The following is a 22,237-nucleotide window of genomic DNA, read 5'->3' on the forward strand; positions in this document are numbered from 1 at the left end:
TAAAATGAGAATAACTGGGTTAGCTACTGGTTTAGATATGGATGAAGTTATAAAGGAAAGTATGAGACCATATAGAGTTAAAATTCAGCAACAGCAACAGCAAAAAGAAATAGTAGAAATAAAGCAAAAGTTATATAGAGATGTATTAAAGGATAGTAGAGAGTTTTATAATAAATATTTTGATGTGTCAAAAAGTGATAGCATAGTATTAAGTAAAAATTGGAGCACAATTAAATTTGAATCTTCTGATAGTAATGTTGTGTCAGTTTCAGCCAATAGTGAAGCTGTAAATAAAAATTTTACAATAACGGGGAGCTCAGCTACTGCTACAAAGGCTACTTTAACTGAAGGAATAGGTGAAGGAGATAAAATAGTAGTAGATGGTAAAGAGTTTACTCTAAGTGGTAGTACAGATAGGGAGAGAGTTTCTAACTTAAATAAGGAATTGGAAAAAGCCGGTATAAAAGTTTGTGTATCTTATACTGATTTTGCAGGAAGTGTAGATGGAGAAAATAAAAAAGGTTTGATTTTTGAGTCTACAGTATTAGGAGAAAAAGGAAGTTTTACTTTAGGTGGAAGTGTACACTCAGTAAATATAGAAGAAGTTAAGGGAAGTAATGCAACAGAAGCTAAGTTTACTGGAATAACTATTAAAAACATAAGAGATTCAAAAGAAATAAAGATTGGTGATAAAGTTATTGGGTTAAACCTAGATTCTTCAAAGGAATATACTAAGGACGAATTAGTTAGTGAATTAAATAAGAAGCTTGAAGAAGAAAAAATAGATTTTAGAGCTAAGGTAGATGAAGATAATAATGTTACTTTAGTAAGTACTAAAAGTGGTGAACTTACTGACCTACCAACTTTGGAAATTACATTAGAGAATAATTCTATTGTAAATGGAACTTTTGAAAATGGTAATAATGCAACTAAATCGATAACTTCATTGAACCTATCGGAAATAGAAGGTAAAGTTCTATTTATTGATGGGAAAAAGGTAGAATTTTCTTTAAAGGATAGCATTCTTGATGTAGATGCTCTTAATAAATCTTTAGAGGAAAAAAACTTAAATGTTTCTGCTGAAATTAAGGATGGAAAGTTGTCTTTAATATCTAAAACAAGCGGAGAAAGTAAAAGTTTAGATATAAGTGTTATAGAAGAACCTGCTGAAGGTTTTACACCTATCATTCAAGGGAAAGACGCTAATATAATTATAAAAGATAGCAAAGGTGGAGTTTATACTCACAAAGGGGATAGCAGCGTTGTAACATTAGATGGGGTTACTTTTAAGTTTGATGGAGAAATACCAGCAGATGGAATAAAGATAACTAGTAAAAAGGATTCAACTAAGACAAAGGAAATGGTGGTTAACTTCTTTAATGATTACAACAAACTTATGGAAAAGTTAAATACTCTTACAATGGAAAAGAGGGATAGAAGTTATAGTCCTTTAACAGATGAACAAAAGAAAGAAATGTCAGAAAGTGAAATAAAGCTTTGGAATGAAAGAGTTGAAAAAGGACAATTAAGTAGAGACTCTGATTTAAGTAGAATAATAAATTCTCTAAAAAATGCAATGACTACAATGGTAGATGGGATAGATATTAATTTGGAGGATATTGGGATTAAGCCAGTATCAGACTATGGTGGAGTTAAAAATGGAACATTTACAATAGATGAAAATAAATTAACTGCAGCATTAGAAGAAGATCCTAATAAAGTTATGAGATTATTTACTGCAACTCCAACTGATTCTAAAAATTTAACATCAGCAGAGAAAAATAGTAAGAGTGGAATAGCTCAAAGATTAAAGAGTATATTGTATGATGAAACTATGACTGTATCTGCTAGGTTACTTAAAAAAGCTGGTTACGAAGGAACTACTACTGTAACCAATAATGAACTTACTAAGAGTATTGAAAAGTATGAAAGAAAAGTGAAAGATATGGAAAAGGCCTTTAGCAAAAAAGAACAAGCTTTATACTCTAAGTATGCTACTTTAGAAACTATGATGAATCAATTGAATTCCCAACAATCCTATTTATTATCACAGTTAGGAACGGCTTAATGTATGAGTATAAGGGTAATATTAGAGGAATATAAAAATGTTACAGAAATGCTTATACAAGCTGTAAAAATTGGTGATATAGATGAAGAGTTTATAAAGGATAGGGAAAAGTTATTAAATGAGATTAAAGCTTGCGATTTTGATAAAAGTGAATTAAAAAAAATATGCGATGAATTGGAGATATTAAATCTTGAGAAAGAAGCATATAAGATTTTAAATAATGAAAAGCAAAAGGTAAAAGAAGAAATTATAACCTTAAAAAAGCAGAAGCAAGCTAATAAAAGCTACGGTAATGCTGTAGGTAAAATGAACTTTTTTAATACAAAAGTATAAAGCTATATGTGAAAGAAACGATAAATAAATATAAGGGTTAGAAGAAAAAATAGAAAGTTAGAAAAAAAGGTGTAAAGTTAATAAGTTCTAAGACGAATATATAAATATAAAGCTTAAGCATAAAAAACTCTTAAGAGTATTTTATAAATAAAAAGCCAAGGATGGCGAAAATTAAAATTCAGGGAGGAATTTACTATGATTATTAATCACAACATGAATGCGTTAAACGCACACAGAAACATGACAGCTAATACTAACTCAGCTGGAAAGTCAATGGAAAAATTAAGCTCAGGTTTAAGAATAAACAGAGCTGGTGATGATGCAGCGGGATTAGCTATTTCAGAAAAGATGAGAGGACAAATTAGAGGGTTAGATCAAGCTTCTAGAAATGCTCAAGATGGTATTTCATTAATTCAAACAGCTGAAGGTGCTTTAAATGAAACTCATAACATTCTTCAAAGAATGAGAGAATTAGCAGTTCAATCAGCTAATGATACAAACATTACTGAAGATAGAGCAGCTATACAAGAAGAAATTAACGCTTTAACTCAAGAAATTGATAGAATTTCAGAACAAACTGAATTCAACAAACAAACATTATTAAATGGATCGTTTAAAGGACAATTCCAAATAGGGGCTAATGGAGGACAAACAATAAGCTTAGATATTGGAAATATGGCTTCAGGAGAGTTAGGTTTAACAACAACGTCATCTGTAGTTGAAGTTAAAACTACAGCAACAAAAGAAGGAAATGGTGCTACACTACAAGTTGGAACTTATACTGTTAAAGGTACTGATATAGTAGATAAAGATGGTAAAACTGTAGGTAAAGTTGATGCTAGTAAAAATTTACAACTTGGTAGCACTGATAATACTAACTATATTAAAGTAGTATCAAGTGAAGAATTAAAAGATGGAGATAAAATTGTTATTGGTAAAAATATAGAGACAAATAGTACTACTGATTTAGATGTTAAAATTGAAACAAAAAGAGATTTAGGGGATAAAGGTAAAACTTTAGCAGCAGGGGAGTATGAAATAAAAGGTACTGTTGTATTAAGAGATGGTAAAGAAGTAGGTAAATTAGCTACGAATGATATTGTATTAGAAGATGGAACAACAGTTAAAGCAACAGATATTGGAAGAACAGTAGCTTTAGTAGCTGGAGCTAAATTCACTATAAATGGAGCAGATGTTTCTTCTTCAGATAAGGCTTCAGGAAGTATTGAAACAATTACAAAGGCAATAGAAAATGTTTCAACACAAAGAGCTAAATTAGGAGCTGTTCAAAACAGATTAGAACATACAACTGCTAATTTAAACAACACTTCAGAAAACTTAACAGCAGCTGAATCAAGAGTAAGAGACGTTGATATGGCTAAGGAAATGATGACATTCTCTAAGAATAACATCCTTTCTCAAGCAGCTCAAGCTATGCTTGCTCAAGCTAATCAACAACCTCAAGGAGTTTTACAACTTCTTAGATAATTAACATAGTTTATTAAAAGGTGAGATGTATTTCTCACCTTTTTGTATTATCTAGCAAAATACTAAAAAATATTAAAGAATATAATCATTATTTCGATAATAAAGTAAATACATTTTTGGAGTGGTGAAATATGAGACTTAATCACAATATGAGTTCTCTAAGCATATATAACGGATACAAGAAAAATTTAATTAATAATAAATCTGCAATTGAAAGACTTAGTACAGGAATTAAAATTAATTCTGCAAAAGACAATTCTAATAAAATTGGACAAAGTGAGCAGATGAGAATACAAATAAAAAGCCTTCAAGCAGTTCAAAGAAATCTTCAAGATGGTACATCAATGCTTCAAACAGCAGATGGAGCTCTTCAAGAGGTGAATAATACGCTAGCTAGAATTAAAGAACTTTCAGTAAGTGTTGCTAATGGAAGTAAAAGTGAAAGCGAAAAAGAGATAATACAAAATGAAATAGAGGAAATGAAGAAAAACATAGATGATTTAGCTAATAATACAGAATTTAATGGGGTTAAGCTTTTATGTGATGAGAGAGTTCCTAATAATAAATATCCAATGTATAAGAATATTGTAGTAGGAGCTATGCAAGGAGAACAAGGTAGAATTCCAAGCTTTAATATTAGAACAGAAATATTAAAAGATGAAAAAGGTAACACTTTAAAAGATATAGATGTTAGAACGCCAGAGGGAGTAAGTAGTGCCTTGGAAGTAGTAAATGAATCTATAAAAACTGTTTCTAGTATAAGAAGTAGATATGGTGCTATGTCTAATAGATTAGAAACCACAGCAGAAAACATAAGTTCAAATGAACAAGTATTTGAAAGAGCTGATAGTAATTTAAGAGATTCAGATATTGCTTTAGAAATGGCTGAACTTGCAAGAACACAAATTTTAAATGATACATCTCTAGCACTTATATCTCAAAGTAATAACTTACCACAAGATGCATTGAGAATTTTAGAAAGAGTTAGGTAAGATTATTAGAGAACTATTTAGTATGTTTTATTAAATAGTTCTTTTTTTGATGCAAAAATAAAAAGCGAAATATAAAAAATATCAAAATATTAACGCTAGTCCGGCAAATTGTGGTATTTTTAGAGGTTTTTTTTGAAATATGTAAAAAAACTCTAAATTATCTAGAAATTTAACTAATTGTAACATATAATAGTGATAGATAAATAAATTGGGAATAATTTTTTGCTTATTATTAGTTTGGTTATAAATTTAATTAAACTAATTCAATATTTGAATCTAAAGATGGGGGTGTAGTATGTCGATTAATTTAGTGGGAGGCGAAAATAGTACGTATAGCTTAATTAAGCAAGGTATAAAAGCTTCTACGACAAGAGCAAAGGCCATTTCAAATAATATAGCTAACATTAATACAAAAGGATATAAAAGATTTAGTGTTATTTTTGAAGAGAATATAAATGGAAGTGGTCAGACTGATCTACAAATGAAAACTACAAATGAAAAACATTTATCTAATAGTGAGAGCTTAGGAAATATTTCTGTTAAAAGAGATGATAGTACAAGCATGAGAACTGATGGTAATAATGTGGATTTAGATGTAGAAAAAGTTGAGCAAGCTGCAAATACATTAAAGTACAATGCATTAATTCAAAGTGCAAATGGTAAATTGACAAATTTAAAATATGTTATTAGTGGAGGTAATTAAAAATGAATGCATTTTCTGCAATGAGAATTAGCGCTAGTGGACTAGCAGCAGAAAGACTTAGAATGGATACAATTACATCCAATATGGTAAATGCAACTACAACGAGAACAGAAGATGGAGGGCCTTATGTTAGAAAGGTAGCTGTCTTTCAAGAAGCCTTAGATGAAAAATTAAGAGGGAATGGGGTAAAGGCGGTAGCTCTTGAGGATGATGAATCGCCTTTAAGAAGTGTATATGATCCAACACATCCTGATGCTGATGAGAATGGGTATGTTTTATACCCTAATGTTAACGTCCTTAATGAAATGGCAGATATGATAGCATCTACTAGAGCTTATGAGGCTAATGTAGATACTTTAACAGCAAATAAAAATATGTTTATGAAAGCTTTAGAGATAGGTAAGTAGTCAAGTTAGAATGGAGATGTATTTATGAGGATTAGTAGTTTTGTTCCAAGTGAAGAAATATTTAATAATGGTTTAGATGGTATAAAGGTGGGGAAGAAAGATAATGATGGAGAGCTTTTTTCAAATGTATTAAAAGAATCTTTAGATAAGATAAATGAACAGCAAATAGTAGCTGATAAGTCTACAGAAGCATTTGTAAAGGGTGAAGATATAGATATTAGTGAAGTTATGCTTGCAGGAGCAGAAGCCAGTGCATCATTACAATTTGCAGTGCAGGTTAGAAATAAATTAGTTGAAGCATATCAAGAAATTAGTAGAATGCAGTTATAAGAGTTAGGAGTGCAATGTGATGAAAAAGCTTTCAGAATTATTTAAAAAGCTTTGGGCTAAATTTAAAACCTTTGGTAAAGGTATAAGAATTGCTATGGTAGTATCTGTTATAGCTGTACTTGTAGCAATTATTAGTTTAGTTGTCTATTCATCTTCAAATAAGTATGCAGTATTATACTCAAATTTAGATCCTAGTGATGTGGATGTTGTTATAAATAAATTAACTGAAGATAAAGTAGACATGAAGGTTGATGGAAATTCTATTTTAGTAGATAAGAATCAAGTTGATGAATTAAGATTAAAACTTGCTTCACAGTTATCATCAGGTAGTAAGGGATATGAACTTATGGATGATAGTAGTTCCTTTGGAATGACTGATGAAGAATTTAATATAAGAAAACTTAGAATGCTACAGGGAGAGCTGGAAAAATCTATAAAAAGTCTAGAACCTGTAGAGAGTGCAAGAGTACATATTACACCAGCAAAGAGTTCTGTGTTTGTTCAAGACAAGGAGCCTGGAAAGGCAGCAGTTATTCTTAAGCTAAAGAATGGGACAAAACTTTCAGATGATCAAGTGCAATCAATTGTATCTTTATTATCAGTTAGTACAGAGAATGTTCCTAAGGAAAATATTGAAGTCATCGATGATAAGATGAATTTATTGACAAAGAATTTAAATACTTCAGATGACTCAAATGGAGTTTCATCTGAAACAATACAGAATAATCAACAATTAGAAGCTAATTATGAAGAAAAGTTAAGAAAAGAAGTAATTAATTTGCTTGAACCTGTAATAGGTAAAAATAGAATTCAAGCTAAAATTAGTGTGGATTTAGATTTTGATTCTAAAAAGCAAACTCAAAATATTATAGATCCTAATAAAGTAATAGTAAGTCAGCAAACAATTAAGGAATGGAATAATATCAATGGAGGCACAGTTAGTGAGAGCCCTGTTGATAATAATATGAGCAATACAATAGAAGGAAATACGTCTGTTGGTTCATCTGGATCAGAAGAGCAAAAGACTAATTATGATACAGGTAAAACAGAAACAGTAACTATAACAGCTCCAGGAGAAGTTAAAAGATTAACGGCATCAATATTTATTGATGGAAAATTGGATGAGGCAACTAAAGCTGAGTTTGAAAAGGCCATAGGTGCTGCAATTGGATTTGATAGCAATAGAGGAGATGAAATATCCTTAGTTGGTATGGAGTTTGACCCTACAATAAAGGAAGAAGCACAAGCTCAAATAGATGAGTTTAATGCTGAGCTTGCTAAAGAAAAGAGAAATAAGTTAATTATGTGGGGAGCAATAGCCTTAGGAATTGTAGCTGGAATTATTGTTTTAATAATACTAATTAAAAAGAGAAAAGAAAAAGTGGACGAGAGAGTTCTTGATGTAGTTATAGATGATTCGATACCGAGTAAAGAAGCAATAAGCTTTGCTCCAATAGATTTTGAAGTGAAAAATGAAAAATCACATATAGAAAGTGAAATAAAGAAATATGCAAAAGATAAACCAGATCAAGTCGTAGACATAATAAAATCTTGGTTATCTGAAAATGAGAGGTGATAAGTTTTGGCTAAAGATGCAAAGCTATCTGGAGTACAAAAAGCAGCAATATTATTTATAACCCTTGGGCCAGAAGTATCATCTGGAATACTAAAAAAGTTACCAGAAGCAGAGATTCAAAAGATAACATATGAAATTGCTAATATTACTTCTGTTACTTCAGAGCAAAGAGAAGGAATTTTAAATGAATTTTTACAAATAAATAAAGCTAGGGAGTACATAATCGAAGGTGGTATGGATTATGCAAGAGAACTTTTATCAAAGGCATTAGGTCCTCATAGAGCTAATGAGATTTTGGAAAAAGTATCAGAAGCTACTCAGCAATATAGGCCATTTTCAATTGCAAGAAAAGCAGATGCACACCAGCTTTTAAATGTTATAACCTATGAACATCCCCAAACAATAGCTTTGATACTTTGCTATCTTCAACCAGAGAAGGCAGCACAGGTTATGGCTGAGTTACCTGAAGGGACACAAAGTGAGGTTGCATATAGAATAGCAACTATGAGTACAACTTCTCCAATGGTTATTAAGGAAATAGAGAAGGTACTAGAGAGTAAATTATCTTCAGTTGTAAGAACAGAAATGACTACTTTAGGTGGGGTAGAAACTTTAGTTGATATATTAAATCAAGTAGATAGAACTACTGAAAGAAATATTACAGAAAGCCTTGAAAGAGAAGATGCTGAACTTGCTGATAGAGTTAAGAGTTCTATGTTTGTATTTGAAGATATTATTACTCTTGATGATGTTGCAATTCAAAGAATTCTTAGAGAAGTGGAAGCTAAAGAACTTGCACTTGCTCTTAAGGGATGCTCAGAAGAAGTTGCTGAAGTTATCTACAAAAATCAATCAAAGAGAGCTGCTGCTTCATTGAAGGAAGATATGGAGTTCTTAGGACCTGTAAGATTAATGGATGTAGAAAAAGCTCAACAAGGTATTGTTGCAATAATTAGAAGGTTAGACGAAGCAGGAGAAATAATAATCTCAAGAGGTGGAGAAGATGCAATTATCGTATAATCTTATAAGAAAAAATCAAGCATTAAGTTCTAATAGTAAGGTTATATCAACTGAATATGTAAAAGGTCTTGATATAGAAGATGATAAAGAAGATATTGTTTGTAAACAAAGTGGTAAAACAATAGAAGAAATAGAGAACATATTAAGTAATTATGAGAGTATAGGAAATAGTATTGTCTTAGAGGCAAAAAGAAAAAAAGATGAAATAATGTATAAGGCATTGGAAGAATCGCAGGCTATGGAGAGAGAAGCCTATGAAAAAGGATATGTTCAAGGAAAAGAAAACGGATATGAAGATGGAAAAAAAGAAGCTATAGAAAATATATTGCCTCAAGCAGAGAGACAAGCTGCTGAAACAATAAAAAAGGCAGATGAAATTTTAGAAGGTGCTAAAGAAGATTATATTAGATATTTAGAAAGTAAAAAAGCAGAAATAATTAGACTTTCTATTGCTATAGCTGAAAAAGTAATTAGACAAAAAGTTACAGATGAAGATGGAATAAGTGAAATTTTGGAGGAAGGCATAAGACTGTCAAAGGGAGAAGAAAATTTAGTCATAAAATGCAATCCTAAATATGTGTCATCTATTAAAGAACATATTCCTGTGTGGAAAGCTAACTATTCAATTAGTGGAGAAATATTTGTTTTACCAAATGAAGGAGTTTCATTAGGTAATGCAATTATAGAAAAGGCTAGCGGTAAAGTAGAAGTTGGAATAGATGTAAGTTTAAAGGCAATAGAAGAGGCTTTATCATCATAGAAATGTAGGTGACATTCTTGAATATAGATTTTGATGAATTAATTGATAAGGTAAATGAAACTTTGACTGTTTATTCAGAAGGAGTTGTAAAGAGAGTAATAGGTTTAACAATTGAAGTACAAGGAATAAAGGCTTTTGTTGGTGAACTTTGTACAATATTTAATCAATATGGAAAACCTGTGCATAGTGAAGTGGTTGGGTTTAGAGATGATTTTGTAATCTTAATGCCTTTAGGAGATTTAAATGGTATAGCCTCAGGATGTAGAGTTATTCCTTCCAATAAACCATTAGAAGTAACGTGTTCAGATGATATGCTTGGAAAAATACTAGATGGATTAGGGAAACCTATAAATGGAGAAGAGGAACTTTCAGGAGTGGGATATTCTCTTGAAAACTCTCCTCCAGATCCACTATCTCGTATAAGAATAAAGGATGTAATGCCTACAGGGGTAAGAGCTATAGATGGGTTTTTAACTGTTGGTGATGGACAAAGAATAGGTATATTTGCAGGTAGTGGGGTAGGGAAAAGTACTACATTAGGTATGATTGCTAGGGAAGCAGAGGCGGATGTTAACGTTATAGCTCTTATAGGAGAAAGAGGTAGAGAGGTTCTTGAATTTATTGAAAAAGATTTGGGGCCAGAAGGAATGAAGAAGTCAGTTGTAGTGTGTGCTACCTCAGATAAACCAGCTCTTATTAGATTAAAAGGGGCTTTAACTGCAACTGCAATAGCGGAGTATTTTAGAGACCAAGGAAAGAAAGTTATATTAATGATGGATTCTGTAACAAGATTTGCCATGGCTCAAAGAGAAGTTGGTTTAGCTATTGGCGAACCTCCAGCTACAAAAGGGTATACGCCATCAGTTTTTGCTAAGTTGCCTATGCTTATGGAGAGAGCAGGGACATCTGATAAGGGATCAATAACGGCTTTTTATACGGTTCTTGTTGATGGAGATGATTTTAATGAACCTATAGCTGATGCTGTAAGAGGTATACTTGATGGACATATAGTTTTATCAAGAGATTTAGCTCAGAAAAATCATTATCCAGCTATAGATGTTTTGCATAGTGTTAGTAGACTTATGTCTTCTATAGCAGATGAAAATCATAAGATGGCAGCATCTATGGCTAGAGATTTACTTGCTACATATGAAGATTCAGAGGATTTAATTAATATAGGTGCTTATGTAAAAGGTAGTAATCCTAAAATAGATAAAGCTATAGCTTATCATGATTTGCTAGATCAATATTTAAGACAAGGAATTACAGAGCGTTCTCCCTTTAACGAAAGTATAAGTATTTTAACCTCAATGTTTAAGTAGTAGGGGGGGGAGATATGGCATCTGGATATAAATTTAGTTTACAAAAACTTCTTGAAATTAGAGAAGAAAAAGAAGAAGAGAGCAAAAGGCTTTTTACTGAGAGTCAAAGACAAAAACAAATTACTGAAAATGAACTTAGTAATATGAGAGATAGTTATGATAAATACAAAGGTATAAGACCTGGTGAAGATGTTATTTATCAAAAGATAAAAAGAAACTATCTTTTAGCTTTAGAGTCTGGAATAAAAAATAAAGAGAAGGAACTTGTTGTTAAATCAAGAGAAGTAGAGGTAAGAAGAATTGATTTAAAACAAAGACAAGTTGATAGAAAGATAGTAGAAACCTTAAAGGAAAAGCAATATAGGGCTTTTATTAAAGAACAGGATAGAATAGAACAAATTAATAATGATGAATTTGCCCTATATGCATATATGAGGAATTTGAAAGGGGGTGAATAAATGATACAGGGGATAAATCTTGATTTAATTAAAATGGTAAATAAACCAACTGATAATACCCTACCTAAAGATGTTAAAGAGGATAAATCATTCAAAAGTGTGTTAGATAATGAGAAAAATAATATTACTAAAAAAGATGTAGATGAAGTTATTGATGTTATGGATGAAGAGGTTGAAGAAATACCAGAAAATTTAATGGAACAATTATCTTTAATTATTTCATTATTACCATCTATTGTTGAAAAGCTTCCAAATGAATCAATAAATTCAGAAAAAGTTGTGGAATCAATCAATAATACTTTTATTAAAGAAACTGATTTTGTCATTGATTTAGGAGAAAACTTAATAGTTAATGATAAAAATAACTTGAAGGATATTCAAAGTATACTTAATGAGTTTGTACGTGTTTTAGATGAGGATATAATGCCTAACTTAGATAATCAAGTTCTTAAAGAAGACTTAAGTAAGTTGGAAAATGAAATTGAGGTATTTAATAATATTTTATCTTCAAATATACCTAATTCAGATGAAAAAGGTGTTGTTGGATTAAAAAGCATTATTAAGGAAAAAATAAACGTAGCTGAAAGTAACTCCAATATTGTTGTTGATAAAGAAATAGAAGATGAAGTTACCCATATTCCAGTTGTAGAGGAAGAGGCATCTGATAATGGTTCAGAATTTAGCAAAAAGTCATTTGATAATGAAGAAAAAGTGTTAAATTCAATTATTAATGATGGAGAAGATAAAAAAGTTACTACAAAGTTTACTCTTATGAGTAATAATATTTCTTCAAGTAATGTTGAAAAGGTAGAGGTACCTAAAGTTATTAATAGAGCAAATATGGTTGAGGATATAGTAAAATCAGTGAAGTATATGACTTCTAATAATATAAAAGAGCTTGTGGTAAGAATTAATCCAAAAGATTTAGGTGAGGTTGCTATAAGAATTGTTCAAGAAGATGGAATTATGAAAGCCAATCTAAAAGCATCTTCAAAAGAAACATATAGTATTTTGTCTCAAAACCTAGGAGATATAAAAAGGTATTTAGGTGAGCAAAATATCAAGATTCAACAGGTTGATATAAGTTTATATGAAGATACTACATATTTTAAAGAAGAGTTCCAAGGACAAGCTTTTAACCAAGACAGAAGAGAAAAACAACCATTTAATAAAGAGATAGAAGTTAATAGTTCTTTAATTGAAGATGAATTTGAAGAAAATGAAGTCGATATGTTAAGTAATATTAATATGTTGGCATAGGAGGAGATTATATGCCTGGATTAAGTAGTATAAACTACAATGGTGCTAATAGAACAGACAGGGGAACTAAGATAGTAAAACCTGGAGAAGAAATGGACAAAAATGCATTCTTGACAATATTAGCAGCAGAATTAGCTAATCAAGATCCAACAGCTGATATTGATTCTACTGCATATGTATCACAGTTAGCTCAATTTGCATCTATGGAACAAATGTCTAACTTAAATACAACTATGTCTAATTATGCAAATCAAAATCTTATTGGTAAAGGTGTGACAGTTAGCATAACTGATGATAGTGGAATGCCATATACAGGAGTTGTTCAAAGTGTAACTAATACAGCAAGCGGTACTAATATATCTCTTGAGGTAAATGTAAATGGGAAAAATGAAGTAATGACTTTTCCAATAGACAAAATTGTATCTGTTGTAAATGTACCAGATTACTCAATACCACCTTTAACAAGTTTACAAGGAAATATGCAGTTCTTAGTAGCTACATCATTTATAAATAAGAATGTAGAATTAACAACTACAAATGCAGAAGGAAAAAAGGAAGATTTATCTGGTTTGGTTAAGGGAGTTTATAAAGATTCAAATGGTAACATAATGCTTAGAGTTGAATTAGAATCTGGAGAAATAAAAGAATTTAATTATTCAGATGTAACTAAGGTTGGAGATTTTTCAAGTACTGAAACAGAAGATGGAAATGAGAAGGAGTAAAGAAAGTTAGGGGATAGAAATGAGTTATAGAATAGTGAATGGACGAGCCTATCCAGTAGGAAATATAGGTGGTGTTCAAGTTAATAAACCTATAAATAATTCAAAAAGCTCTGGAAATTCTTTTAAAGATGTTTTAAATAAGACAATTGAGAATAATGGATATACTGTTTCAAAGCATGCAGCAGATAGATTAGAAAGAATAAACTTTTCTGAAATGGATATGAAAGTAATAGGAAAGGGATTTGATTTAGCTGCTGATAAGGGGTCTAGAAATGCAGTTATGCTTTATAAGGATGTTGCTTTGGTAGCAAGTATTGAAAATAGAACTGTCATTACAGCTGTGGAAAAGGAAAGAGCTGTAGATAATGTGTTCACCAATATTGATAGTGTAGTAATGTTATAGGCTGGACCAATATATATGGAGGCCTATGCTTATGGAACGATAGAAGTAAGCAAAATAATGGGGTTTTAGGAGGTCAATCAAATGTTAAGATCAATGTATTCCGGTATAAGTGGAATGAAAGTAAATCAAACAAGATTAGATGTTATAGGGAATAATATTTCAAATGTAAATACAACAGGGTTTAAATCTTCAAGGGCAAGATTTAAGGATATGTTAAATCAAAATGTATCTAATGCAATGGCTCCTTCGCAAAATCAAGGTGGTACTAATGCAAGCCAAGTTGGTTTAGGAGTTCAACTTGCAAGTATTGATGCTGTTATGACACAAGGAAATTTGCAATCAACAGGAAGAGCATTAGATTTAGCTATTGATGGTGAAGGATTCTTCATGGTAAGTAATGGACCATCAATATATGGGGATAGTCAGTTAGAGGTTAATCATAGAGCAGGTACACATACTCTTACACAACAATCTCTTGCTAACTCAGGAAGCGAAATAATGTATACGAGAGATGGTTCTCTTATACTTGACAGTGAAGGAAACCTTTTAACTGGTGATGGATATAGAGTAATGGGTTACTCATTAACAAATGATGATAGCTCAATGCCAGCTACATCCCAAAAGCCAAATAACACAACTGCAGCAGGACTAGATTTTAAATTTGGACCTGGTTCTCAATTAAATGGATATAAAGTTGTATTAGGTTCAGTAGGACCTGGAACAGTAACTTCTGCAGATGTTGATAAAGCTCAAAAGTTAATTATAGTAAATGGAGATTTTTCTGAAACAGGAAACTTAACAGCTGCACAAATTGAATCGGCAGTAAATAAAGGATTATCAGCAAGTGGAATTTCTCAAGAAATATCTGTATCTGGTACACCTATTTCATTAGCTAATTTAGGTTCAGATTCAATATTAGGTGGTTCTGATGCTTCAGCGCCTAAAGCAGTAACAGTTGCAGGATTTACTATCCAATTAACTGAAGGGGATGCCTTAAATGGATATACTTTTGAAATAGGAGAAGTAGCAGCAGATTCATTAAGTGTACAAGTTAATTCAGATGTAAAGAAGATATTAATAAATGGTGATTTTATTAATAAAGGTGCACTAAGTGCTGATGGAATAAAGACAGAAATTAATAGAGCTTTATCTGATGCTAAGATAAATCAAAGTGTTAAGAGTGTAACGGGTTCAGCACAAAATCTAACTCAAATAACTGGACAAACATCAGAGTCTGTTGTAGCTGAAGAGCCAAAGGCAACTTTACAAAACAAAGATGGATCTGGAGCAGCTAACTTTAGTGGTTTAACTGTGACTACAGGATTAGGAGCAGCTTTAAATGGATATATAGTATCTTTTGGAGATTCAACAGGAGACATAAGTGTAACAGTTGATAAAACAAGTAAGTCAATTAAGATACATGGTGATTTAACTGGAGTAGCAGACGGTACAGATAAGCTTACTCAATTAAACAATAAAGTAGCAAATGCATTAAAAAGTAATGGTATTTCAGGAACAACCCTAACATTTGGTGGAAGGTATGAGCAAACTAACGCTGGATCAACAACAATAGATTCAAGAGATATTACAATGAAATTAGCTGGTGGTGTGGATGCACAAAAACCTAAGGACATTGAATTTGGTAATGGATTTACTTTAGAGTTCCCAGAGTTAATAGGTAATAAAAAGTCTTCATTTGATAATTACCAAATTGTTATAGCTGATGTTAATGAAGAAGAGTTATCTGTTGAAGTAGACACAACTGAAAATAAGATTATATTAAAAGGTAACTTTATGTCTGTAAATGCTGTTAAAAAGGATGACTTACAAAATAAGATAAATCAGAAGCTAAAGGAAAAGGGGTTAATTGCAGATACTGACAAAGGAGTAAAGATATCAGGATCAGGTAAGATATATACAGGTCTTACAAGTGAAGAAGTTGAAGGTGGCGAAGAATTAAAAGCACCAGCTATGGTTGGAGCATTAGGTTTGGAATTTAACTTCAGTGATGGAGCTGCTCTAAATGGGTATAAGATAGTTACAGGAAATATTAGTGCCGGAACAAAATCAAGTGTTTCTATTAGTGAAAAGAATAAAACAATCACAATAAATGGAGACTTTGTAACTCAAGGAGCAGTATCAGCTAAGGGAATCGAAAATGCATTAAATAACGCATTAAGAGAAGCAAGTATAAACCAATCAATAAGCGTTACAGGTAATCCAATGGAAATTGGAGGAACAGAATCTGAAATAACTAATGGTGGTACTCCAGTTCAAAGTTTAGATAATGATGGAACAGTAAACTTTGTAGATGGTACAAAAGATTTAAAAGCATATGATAGCTCATTAAAAACTCTTAAGATTCCAGATAAGGTAAAGTTACCAGGAAGTGAAACAGAATTAAGAGTTAAGAGTTATACAATAGATAGTTCAGGAATTATAAATGGTATTTTAGAGGATGGTAGAGTAGCAGCTCTTGGACAAATAGCTATGGCATCCTTCAAAAATCCAGAAGGCTTAACTAAGATGGGTGGAAACTTATATAGTTCATCAGTTAACTCTGGAGACCCTACAATAAAAAGTGGAGTTGGAACACTTGGAGAGGACAATAGCTTAGGATACGGAGATAGTGTTCAAAGTATGTTAGAGATGTCAAATGTTGATTTATCAGAACAATTTACTGAAATGATAGTTGCAACAAGAGCATTCCAAGCAAGTGGGAAGATGATAAACACTGGAGATGAAATTCTTCAAGATATAATCAACCTAAAGAGATAAGAAGGTAAAAGGTAGGTGAGTAAGAAGTTAAGAATAAGTAGTTTACTCTATCTTAACTTCTTACCTATACTTCTACCAGTGGAGGGATAGATATGATAGATTTAACAGGTATGAACAATAAAGAGTTTATATTAAATGCAGATCATATAGAAAAGATAGAAGAGGTACCTGAAACACTTATTACATTAACAAATGGTAAGAAATATATAGTTCTGGAGAGTGTTGATGAGGTAAAAGATGCAGTATTGAGATATAAAAATAGAATTTTTACTTATAGGTTGTAGGAGGCAGTAACATGAAAAAGTCAGATGCTTTAACCGGAATAGGATTACTACTAGGAATTGGAATGATGATTTATGGTATGATGCTAGGCAGTAGTTTAATGATATTCTGGGATTTATCGTCAGTGCTAATAACTGTCGGTGGTTCTTTATCGGCAGTATTAATTACAGTACCATTAGATCAGATGAAAAAGATTGGTAAAGTTTTCATACAAGCTTTTAAAGAGTCATCATACTCAGAACAAAATGTAATCACTCAATTTTCTGAGTTATCAAAGAAGGCAAGAAGAGAAGGTCTGCTTTCCTTAGAAGATGAAATTTCAACTTTGGAAGATGATTTTCTAAAGAAAGGTTTACAAATGGTAGTGGATGGTATAGAACCAGAAACTATTAGAGAAATATTAGAATTAGAAATTGGAGAAATGGAAAATAGACATAGTCAAGGTGCATCAATATTTAGTACATGGGGAGCTTATGCACCAGGGTTTGGTATGTTAGGTACCTTAATAGGACTTATACAAATGCTTCAAAACTTATCAGATGCTACAACAATAGCTCAAGGTATGGGAAAAGCACTTATAACAACATTTTATGGTTCATTACTTGCTAATATTTTCTGTAATCCAATAGCAGCAAATCTTCAAAAGAAAAGTGAGAAAGAAGTTAATATAAGAGAAATGATGCTTGAAGGGGTTTTAGCAATTCAATCTGGAGTAAATCCAAGAATTGTTGAAGAAAAGTTAATATCTTATTTAGAACCAGCTGAGAGATTAGAATATTTGAAGAATAACGCTGAAAATAGTGAAGGGGTTGCATAGGCCATGGCTAGAAGAAAAAAGAAGAATAATGATTCAGGGGGAAGTACTTGGTTAGATACATATGCTGATACAATAACATTACTTTTAACATTTTTTGTTCTTTTATATTCTATGTCTAGCTTAGATAGTGAGAAGCTGAAGCAACTATCCAATGCATTTAATGAAGTGATGTCTGGAAAAAGTGCTGATTCAATTTTACAATATGACCTATATAATGGGAAAGTGCCTTTAGTAGGTGGGGAATCACCTGTAGAAGATATGATAGAAAATGGTGGGTCTCAAGTTGAAACTTACGAAGAGATACAAAAGTTTGTAGAAGAGAATGATTTGTCTGCAACGGTTGAAATCACAAGTGATGAGAGAGGTATAATACTTCAACTAAAAGATAGTATACTTTTTGAACCAGGTAGAGCAGACTTGAAACAAGATTCATTAGCAATATTGGATAAAATAAATGTACTTATAGCCACATTGCCTAATTCTATAATTGTAGAGGGACATACAGATAATGTACCTGTTGGAGTAAAAGAATTTGAATCTAACTGGGAGTTGTCAGCTACAAGAGCAACAAAGGTTTTAAGGTATTTTACTGAGGCTAAGGGACAAAATCCTAATAGATTTAGTGCAGTAGGATATGGGGAAACAAAGCCGTTAGTACCTAATAACAGTACAGAAAATAAAGCAAAGAATAGAAGAGTAAACATCTTGCTTGTTACTAATAATAAGGAGTGATTTTAATGGCAAAAAAGAATAGTGATAATGAAAAAAGCACATCAGGTGGGATAAAGAAAATTTTAGTTATAGTATTAGCATTATTAGTTCTTGGTGCAGGAGGTTTTGGAGGAGTTTACTTTTATATGCAGAGTACAAGTGATGTAGAAAAGCCAATTGTTGAAGAAAAGGTTCCTGTGGCAGAGGATATAATGGTTAGATTAGCAGATGAAAGTGGAAGAAGCTATCTTAAAGCAACAATGAATATTTCTTATGATAAAAAAAATAAGAAGTTAGGAAAAGAATTAAATAGTAAGCTTACAGAAGTAAAAGATGCAACCTTATTTTATTTGATGTCAAAAAAGAGTGAAGATTTTAGAGCTGAAAATGAAGAAAATTTAAAAAAGGGGCTAATTGAAGATATTAATAAAATATTGGATGAAGGTAAAATAGTGAATATCTATTTTGATCAATTATTAGCACAGTAGGGAAGAAAATAAATGGATTTTACATTAATGATTTTTAAGTTAATTGTATCTATGATAATTATCTTTGCTTTAATGATTATATTGTTTAAATATGCCAATAAAGGTATTAACGGAAATTTAAATAAAAAGTATGTAAAGGTAATAGAGAGAGTTCAAATTTCTAAGGATGGCTACATATTAGTGGTTAAAGTAGGGAAAAAGGGAATGGTATTATCAACTTCTACTGGACATACTGAAAAGTTACAAGAATTAACTGAAGAAGAATTGGCAGAAATAGAAGAAGCAAAACAACAAGCTTTAAAGGATATGAACAACAAATATGAGGGTATATTAAATAATTTTAAAAGTTTATCAATAGAGGCTTGGGGAAAAATAAAATCAAAGGAAGATAAGCATGAGTAAAAAGAGGAAATCACTATTAATATTTTTGGTAGCTTTAGCAGTTATAGGGTTTACAGGAATAGCAGTAAGTGCAGCCCCAGAAACAGTAGATTTACCTGGTGTAAATATAAACATTGGGGGAGAAGGTACTTCAGGAGACTATGTATCTAATATAAAGCTATTAATATTTTTCACAGTATTAGCTTTATTACCTTCAATTATTATAATGGTAACATCTTTTACAAGAATAGTTGTTGTATTTTCATTTTTAAAAAGTGCAATGGGAGCACAGCAGTCTATACCAAATCAAGTTTTAGTTGGACTAGCATTGTTTTTAACATTTTTTATTATGAGTCCTGTAGTTGGTGAAATGAATGAAAAGGCAATTAAGCCATACTTGGAAAATTCAATTACACAAGAACAAGCTATTGAAGAAGGTGGTAAACCACTAAAAGAATTTATGTTGAAGCAAACTAGGCAGAAAGATTTAGAACTATTTGTAGAGGCTGCTAATTTGCAAGATGAAGAATTAACACCAGAGAATATTCCATTTTCAGCAGTTGTGCCAGCTTTTGCTATTAGTGAATTAAAGACTGCCTTCCAAATAGGTTTCTTAATTTATTTACCATTCTTACTAATAGACTTGGTAGTTGGAAGCGTATTAATGTCCATGGGGATGTTTATGCTACCGCCAGTTATGGTCTCTTTACCATTTAAGTTATTACTTTTTGTAATGGTAGATGGATGGTATTTACTTGTTAAGTCCTTGATTTTGAGCTTTTCGTGAGGTGATTTAGTATGAGTGAAAGTTTAGTTATAGGTGTAGTTAAAGATGCAATTATGACAGCATTAAAGGTAGCTGGACCAATCTTAGCAGTAGCTATAGTAATTGGTCTAATTATAAGTATTATTCAAGCAACCACTCAAATTCAAGAGCAGACATTAACATTTGTTCCTAAGCTGTTAGGTGTAGCCTTTATTGGTATATTGTTAGGAAATTGGATGCTTCATACCATTATGGGATTTACAAGAAGAATTTTTGAATTAATTATTAAAGTTTCAACATAGGGGGTAGAGCAGTGGTTAATACAGCCTACTTTCTAGCATTAATACTTGTATTTATACGATTAACATCATTTTTCCTGGTTGCTAAGTCTTTATTTCCCAAAGGAACACCACCAATACTAAAGGGTGCAATTGGAATGATATTGTCATTTTCAATAATATCGGGAATAAATTATCAGGTCGTTTTAGAGATAAATAACAACTATATGCTTGTTTATAGCGTAATAAGTGAAATAATGAGTGGGGTTATACTAGGCTTTATAGCCAATATGATATTTGATTTTATAAGAATGGCAGGAGGGTACATGGATATCCAAATAGGGTTATCTATGATGAATATGCTAGATCCTAGTAGTGAGACAACAAGTACTCCCTTTTCTAATTTATCGTATTTTATTTCCATGGTAATATTCTTTATTATCGATGGGCACCACCTGTTAATTAAGTGTTTAATACAAAGTTTTAAGGTAGTAAATATAGGGCAAAATATAGTTTTTCAAGATACTTTCTCAGTAGTTTTAGATGCTTTTAGAGAGTATTTTGTAATAGGAGTGAAAATTGCAATACCATTGGTATTGATAATTATAATAACAGATTTATGCATGGCTTTAGTTTCAAGAACTGTGCCAGCAATTAATGTAATGATTTTAGGTATGCCAGTTAAAATGGTGGTTGGATTACTAACATTTATAGCATTATTACCTATAATGATAAAAATAGTATCCTATGCATTTAATTTAATACCAGATATTATAGAGGAAATGTTAAAGGTACTACCAGCGGCACCTATGGTGCTTATATTTGCAAAAGAAGAAAAGACAGAGGAAGCTACACCAAAGAAAAAGAGTGAAGCTAGAAAAAAAGGTCAGGTAGCTAGAAGTAAGGATGTTGGACTTGCAATAACAATGGTTACTTGTACTCTAGTGATACTTTTATTAAGTAGTATGATAGTAGGAAATTTAAAAGATACTATGATATATTTCCTTCAGTCTGGAATGCTTCAAGATATAAATGAAATGAGCATAAAATCCATAGTAATTACTATATTATTGAAAGCTGGGTTATGTATACTTCCAGTTGTTATTCCAATAATGATAGCTGGAATAGTGGCAAGTTTAATGCAAACGGGATTTTTACTTACAGGAGAACCTCTAAAACCAAAATTTAGTAAATTAAATCCTATTTCTGGTTTTAAAAATATGTTTTCTAAAAAGAGTTTTGTGGATTTGTTAAAGAATCTTGCAGTGGTAACAGTAATAGGTTTTATTGGTTTTTTATATGTTAGAGACAATTATGATAAAATCCTTCAAATATCTAATACATATCTGCCTTCTTTAGGGGGACAAGTTCAGGATTTAGTTGTAGGTATATTCTTTCAAGTAAGTTTAGTTTTAGTAATAATTGCTGCTGCAGATTACTTTGTTCAATTTAGGTTTCACCAAAAGGACTTAAGAATGACAAAACAAGAAATTAAGGAAGAGTATAAACAAATGGAGGGAGATCCTCAGATTAAAAGTAAAATAAAACAAAAGCAGAGAGAGATGGCAACAAGAAGAATGATGGCATCTGTAGCAGATGCAACTGTTGTAATTACAAATCCAACACATCTTTCAATAGCTTTAAAGTATGAAGAAGGAAATAATGAAGCTCCTAAAGTAGTGGCAAAGGGAGCAGATTTAGTAGCACTAAAGATAAAAGAAGTCGCAAAGGAAAATGATGTTCCTATAATGGAAAATAAACCTTTAGCAAGAATGATATATGAACAGGTAGATATAGATAGGGAAGTTCCCCAGGAAATGTATCAAGCTGTAGCAGAGATTCTAGCTATGGTATATAAACTAAAAAATAAGAAGTAAGACTTTGCTTAGATAAA

At 31.4% G+C, this 22,237-nt stretch carries 24 protein-coding genes and 1 pseudogene; all 25 read left to right on the plus strand.

Annotated elements, in window-relative coordinates; genetic code table 11:
* Positions 1-4 precede the first annotated feature (4 nt).
* The 25 genes and pseudogenes from fliD to G594_RS0116320 all read left to right on the plus strand — a co-directional run bounded on the left by fliD (position 5) and on the right by G594_RS0116320 (position 22,220).
* Positions 5-2,068 (plus strand): flagellar filament capping protein FliD, encoded by a 2,064-nt coding sequence (gene fliD, locus G594_RS0116205; RefSeq protein ID WP_027099499.1) that lies wholly within the window; start codon positions 5-7, stop codon positions 2,066-2,068.
* A gap of 3 nt (positions 2,069-2,071) precedes the next feature.
* The gene (locus G594_RS0116210; RefSeq protein WP_027099500.1) at positions 2,072-2,401 is read left to right on the plus strand and encodes a flagellar protein FliT; all 330 of its coding nucleotides are present in this window, start codon (positions 2,072-2,074) and stop codon (positions 2,399-2,401) included.
* Between the two features lie 195 nt (positions 2,402-2,596).
* A complete protein-coding gene (locus G594_RS0116215) occupies positions 2,597-3,889 on the plus strand; it encodes a flagellin N-terminal helical domain-containing protein (RefSeq protein WP_027099501.1) in 1,293 nt (430 codons plus the stop codon).
* A 131-nt stretch (positions 3,890-4,020) separates the two neighbouring features.
* Positions 4,021-4,881 (plus strand): flagellin, encoded by an 861-nt coding sequence (locus G594_RS0116220; protein WP_027099502.1) that lies wholly within the window; start codon positions 4,021-4,023, stop codon positions 4,879-4,881.
* A 295-nt stretch (positions 4,882-5,176) separates the two neighbouring features.
* Complete coding sequence (gene flgB / locus G594_RS0116225) at positions 5,177-5,584, plus strand: flagellar basal body rod protein FlgB (protein WP_027099503.1); 408 nt, start codon at positions 5,177-5,179, stop codon at positions 5,582-5,584.
* 2 nt (positions 5,585-5,586) lie between these two features.
* Positions 5,587-5,991: a flagellar basal body rod protein FlgC gene (gene flgC / locus G594_RS0116230; protein ID WP_027099504.1), complete on the plus strand. Its 405-nt coding sequence runs from the start codon at positions 5,587-5,589 to the stop codon at positions 5,989-5,991.
* 24 nt (positions 5,992-6,015) lie between these two features.
* A complete protein-coding gene (gene fliE / locus G594_RS0116235; RefSeq protein WP_027099505.1) occupies positions 6,016-6,321 on the plus strand; it encodes a flagellar hook-basal body complex protein FliE in 306 nt (101 codons plus the stop codon).
* Between the two features lie 19 nt (positions 6,322-6,340).
* Entirely contained in the window at positions 6,341-7,897 is a 1,557-nt protein-coding gene (fliF, locus tag G594_RS0116240; protein ID WP_027099506.1) for a flagellar basal-body MS-ring/collar protein FliF, read from the plus strand.
* A gap of 6 nt (positions 7,898-7,903) precedes the next feature.
* Positions 7,904-8,917 (plus strand): flagellar motor switch protein FliG, encoded by a 1,014-nt coding sequence (gene fliG / locus G594_RS0116245; RefSeq protein WP_027099507.1) that lies wholly within the window; start codon positions 7,904-7,906, stop codon positions 8,915-8,917.
* On the plus strand, positions 8,901-9,677 hold the full coding sequence (locus G594_RS0116250; RefSeq protein WP_027099508.1) for a FliH/SctL family protein: 777 nt from the start codon (positions 8,901-8,903) through the stop codon (positions 9,675-9,677). Before fliG ends, G594_RS0116250 begins: the two co-directional genes overlap by 17 nt.
* 8 nt (positions 9,678-9,685) lie before the next feature.
* A complete protein-coding gene (gene fliI, locus G594_RS0116255; protein ID WP_027099509.1) occupies positions 9,686-10,999 on the plus strand; it encodes a flagellar protein export ATPase FliI in 1,314 nt (437 codons plus the stop codon).
* A 14-nt stretch (positions 11,000-11,013) separates the two neighbouring features.
* Positions 11,014-11,457: a flagellar export protein FliJ gene (gene fliJ / locus G594_RS0116260; RefSeq protein ID WP_027099510.1), complete on the plus strand. Its 444-nt coding sequence runs from the start codon at positions 11,014-11,016 to the stop codon at positions 11,455-11,457.
* Entirely contained in the window at positions 11,458-12,717 is a 1,260-nt protein-coding gene (locus tag G594_RS19795; protein ID WP_027099511.1) for a flagellar hook-length control protein FliK, read from the plus strand. It begins immediately after the preceding gene.
* A gap of 11 nt (positions 12,718-12,728) precedes the next feature.
* Positions 12,729-13,439 (plus strand): flagellar hook assembly protein FlgD, encoded by a 711-nt coding sequence (locus G594_RS19270; protein WP_051196064.1) that lies wholly within the window; start codon positions 12,729-12,731, stop codon positions 13,437-13,439.
* Between the two features lie 19 nt (positions 13,440-13,458).
* Positions 13,459-13,842 (plus strand): TIGR02530 family flagellar biosynthesis protein, encoded by a 384-nt coding sequence (locus G594_RS0116275; RefSeq protein ID WP_027099512.1) that lies wholly within the window; start codon positions 13,459-13,461, stop codon positions 13,840-13,842.
* A gap of 81 nt (positions 13,843-13,923) precedes the next feature.
* Positions 13,924-14,257: pseudogene (locus G594_RS20765) on the plus strand (flagellar hook-basal body complex protein); the annotation flags it as partial.
* 188 nt (positions 14,258-14,445) lie between these two features.
* A complete protein-coding gene (locus tag G594_RS0116280; RefSeq protein ID WP_396334713.1) occupies positions 14,446-16,620 on the plus strand; it encodes a flagellar hook-basal body complex protein in 2,175 nt (724 codons plus the stop codon).
* A gap of 92 nt (positions 16,621-16,712) precedes the next feature.
* Complete coding sequence (locus G594_RS0116285; RefSeq protein WP_027099514.1) at positions 16,713-16,904, plus strand: flagellar FlbD family protein; 192 nt, start codon at positions 16,713-16,715, stop codon at positions 16,902-16,904.
* 11 nt (positions 16,905-16,915) lie between these two features.
* Entirely contained in the window at positions 16,916-17,719 is an 804-nt protein-coding gene (locus G594_RS0116290; protein ID WP_027099515.1) for a motility protein A, read from the plus strand.
* A gap of 3 nt (positions 17,720-17,722) precedes the next feature.
* Positions 17,723-18,451 (plus strand): flagellar motor protein MotB, encoded by a 729-nt coding sequence (locus G594_RS0116295; RefSeq protein ID WP_027099516.1) that lies wholly within the window; start codon positions 17,723-17,725, stop codon positions 18,449-18,451.
* A gap of 5 nt (positions 18,452-18,456) precedes the next feature.
* The gene (locus G594_RS0116300) at positions 18,457-18,918 is read left to right on the plus strand and encodes a flagellar basal body-associated FliL family protein (protein WP_027099517.1); all 462 of its coding nucleotides are present in this window, start codon (positions 18,457-18,459) and stop codon (positions 18,916-18,918) included.
* 12 nt (positions 18,919-18,930) lie between these two features.
* On the plus strand, positions 18,931-19,320 hold the full coding sequence (locus G594_RS0116305; protein WP_027099518.1) for a flagellar biosynthetic protein FliO: 390 nt from the start codon (positions 18,931-18,933) through the stop codon (positions 19,318-19,320).
* Positions 19,313-20,086 carry a flagellar type III secretion system pore protein FliP gene (fliP, locus tag G594_RS0116310; RefSeq protein ID WP_027099519.1) on the plus strand — a complete coding sequence of 258 codons (774 nt, stop codon included), beginning with the start codon at positions 19,313-19,315 and terminating at the stop codon, positions 20,084-20,086. Before G594_RS0116305 ends, fliP begins: the two co-directional genes overlap by 8 nt.
* Positions 20,087-20,097: 11 nt before the next feature.
* Entirely contained in the window at positions 20,098-20,367 is a 270-nt protein-coding gene (fliQ, locus tag G594_RS0116315; protein ID WP_027099520.1) for a flagellar biosynthesis protein FliQ, read from the plus strand.
* Between the two features lie 11 nt (positions 20,368-20,378).
* Positions 20,379-22,220 carry a fused FliR family export protein/FlhB family type III secretion system protein gene (locus tag G594_RS0116320; RefSeq protein WP_027099521.1) on the plus strand — a complete coding sequence of 614 codons (1,842 nt, stop codon included), beginning with the start codon at positions 20,379-20,381 and terminating at the stop codon, positions 22,218-22,220.
* Positions 22,221-22,237 lie beyond the last annotated feature (17 nt).

Source organism: Clostridium paraputrificum AGR2156, assembly GCF_000424025.1.
In the GTDB taxonomy this organism is placed as follows: domain Bacteria; phylum Bacillota; class Clostridia; order Clostridiales; family Clostridiaceae; genus Clostridium; species Clostridium paraputrificum.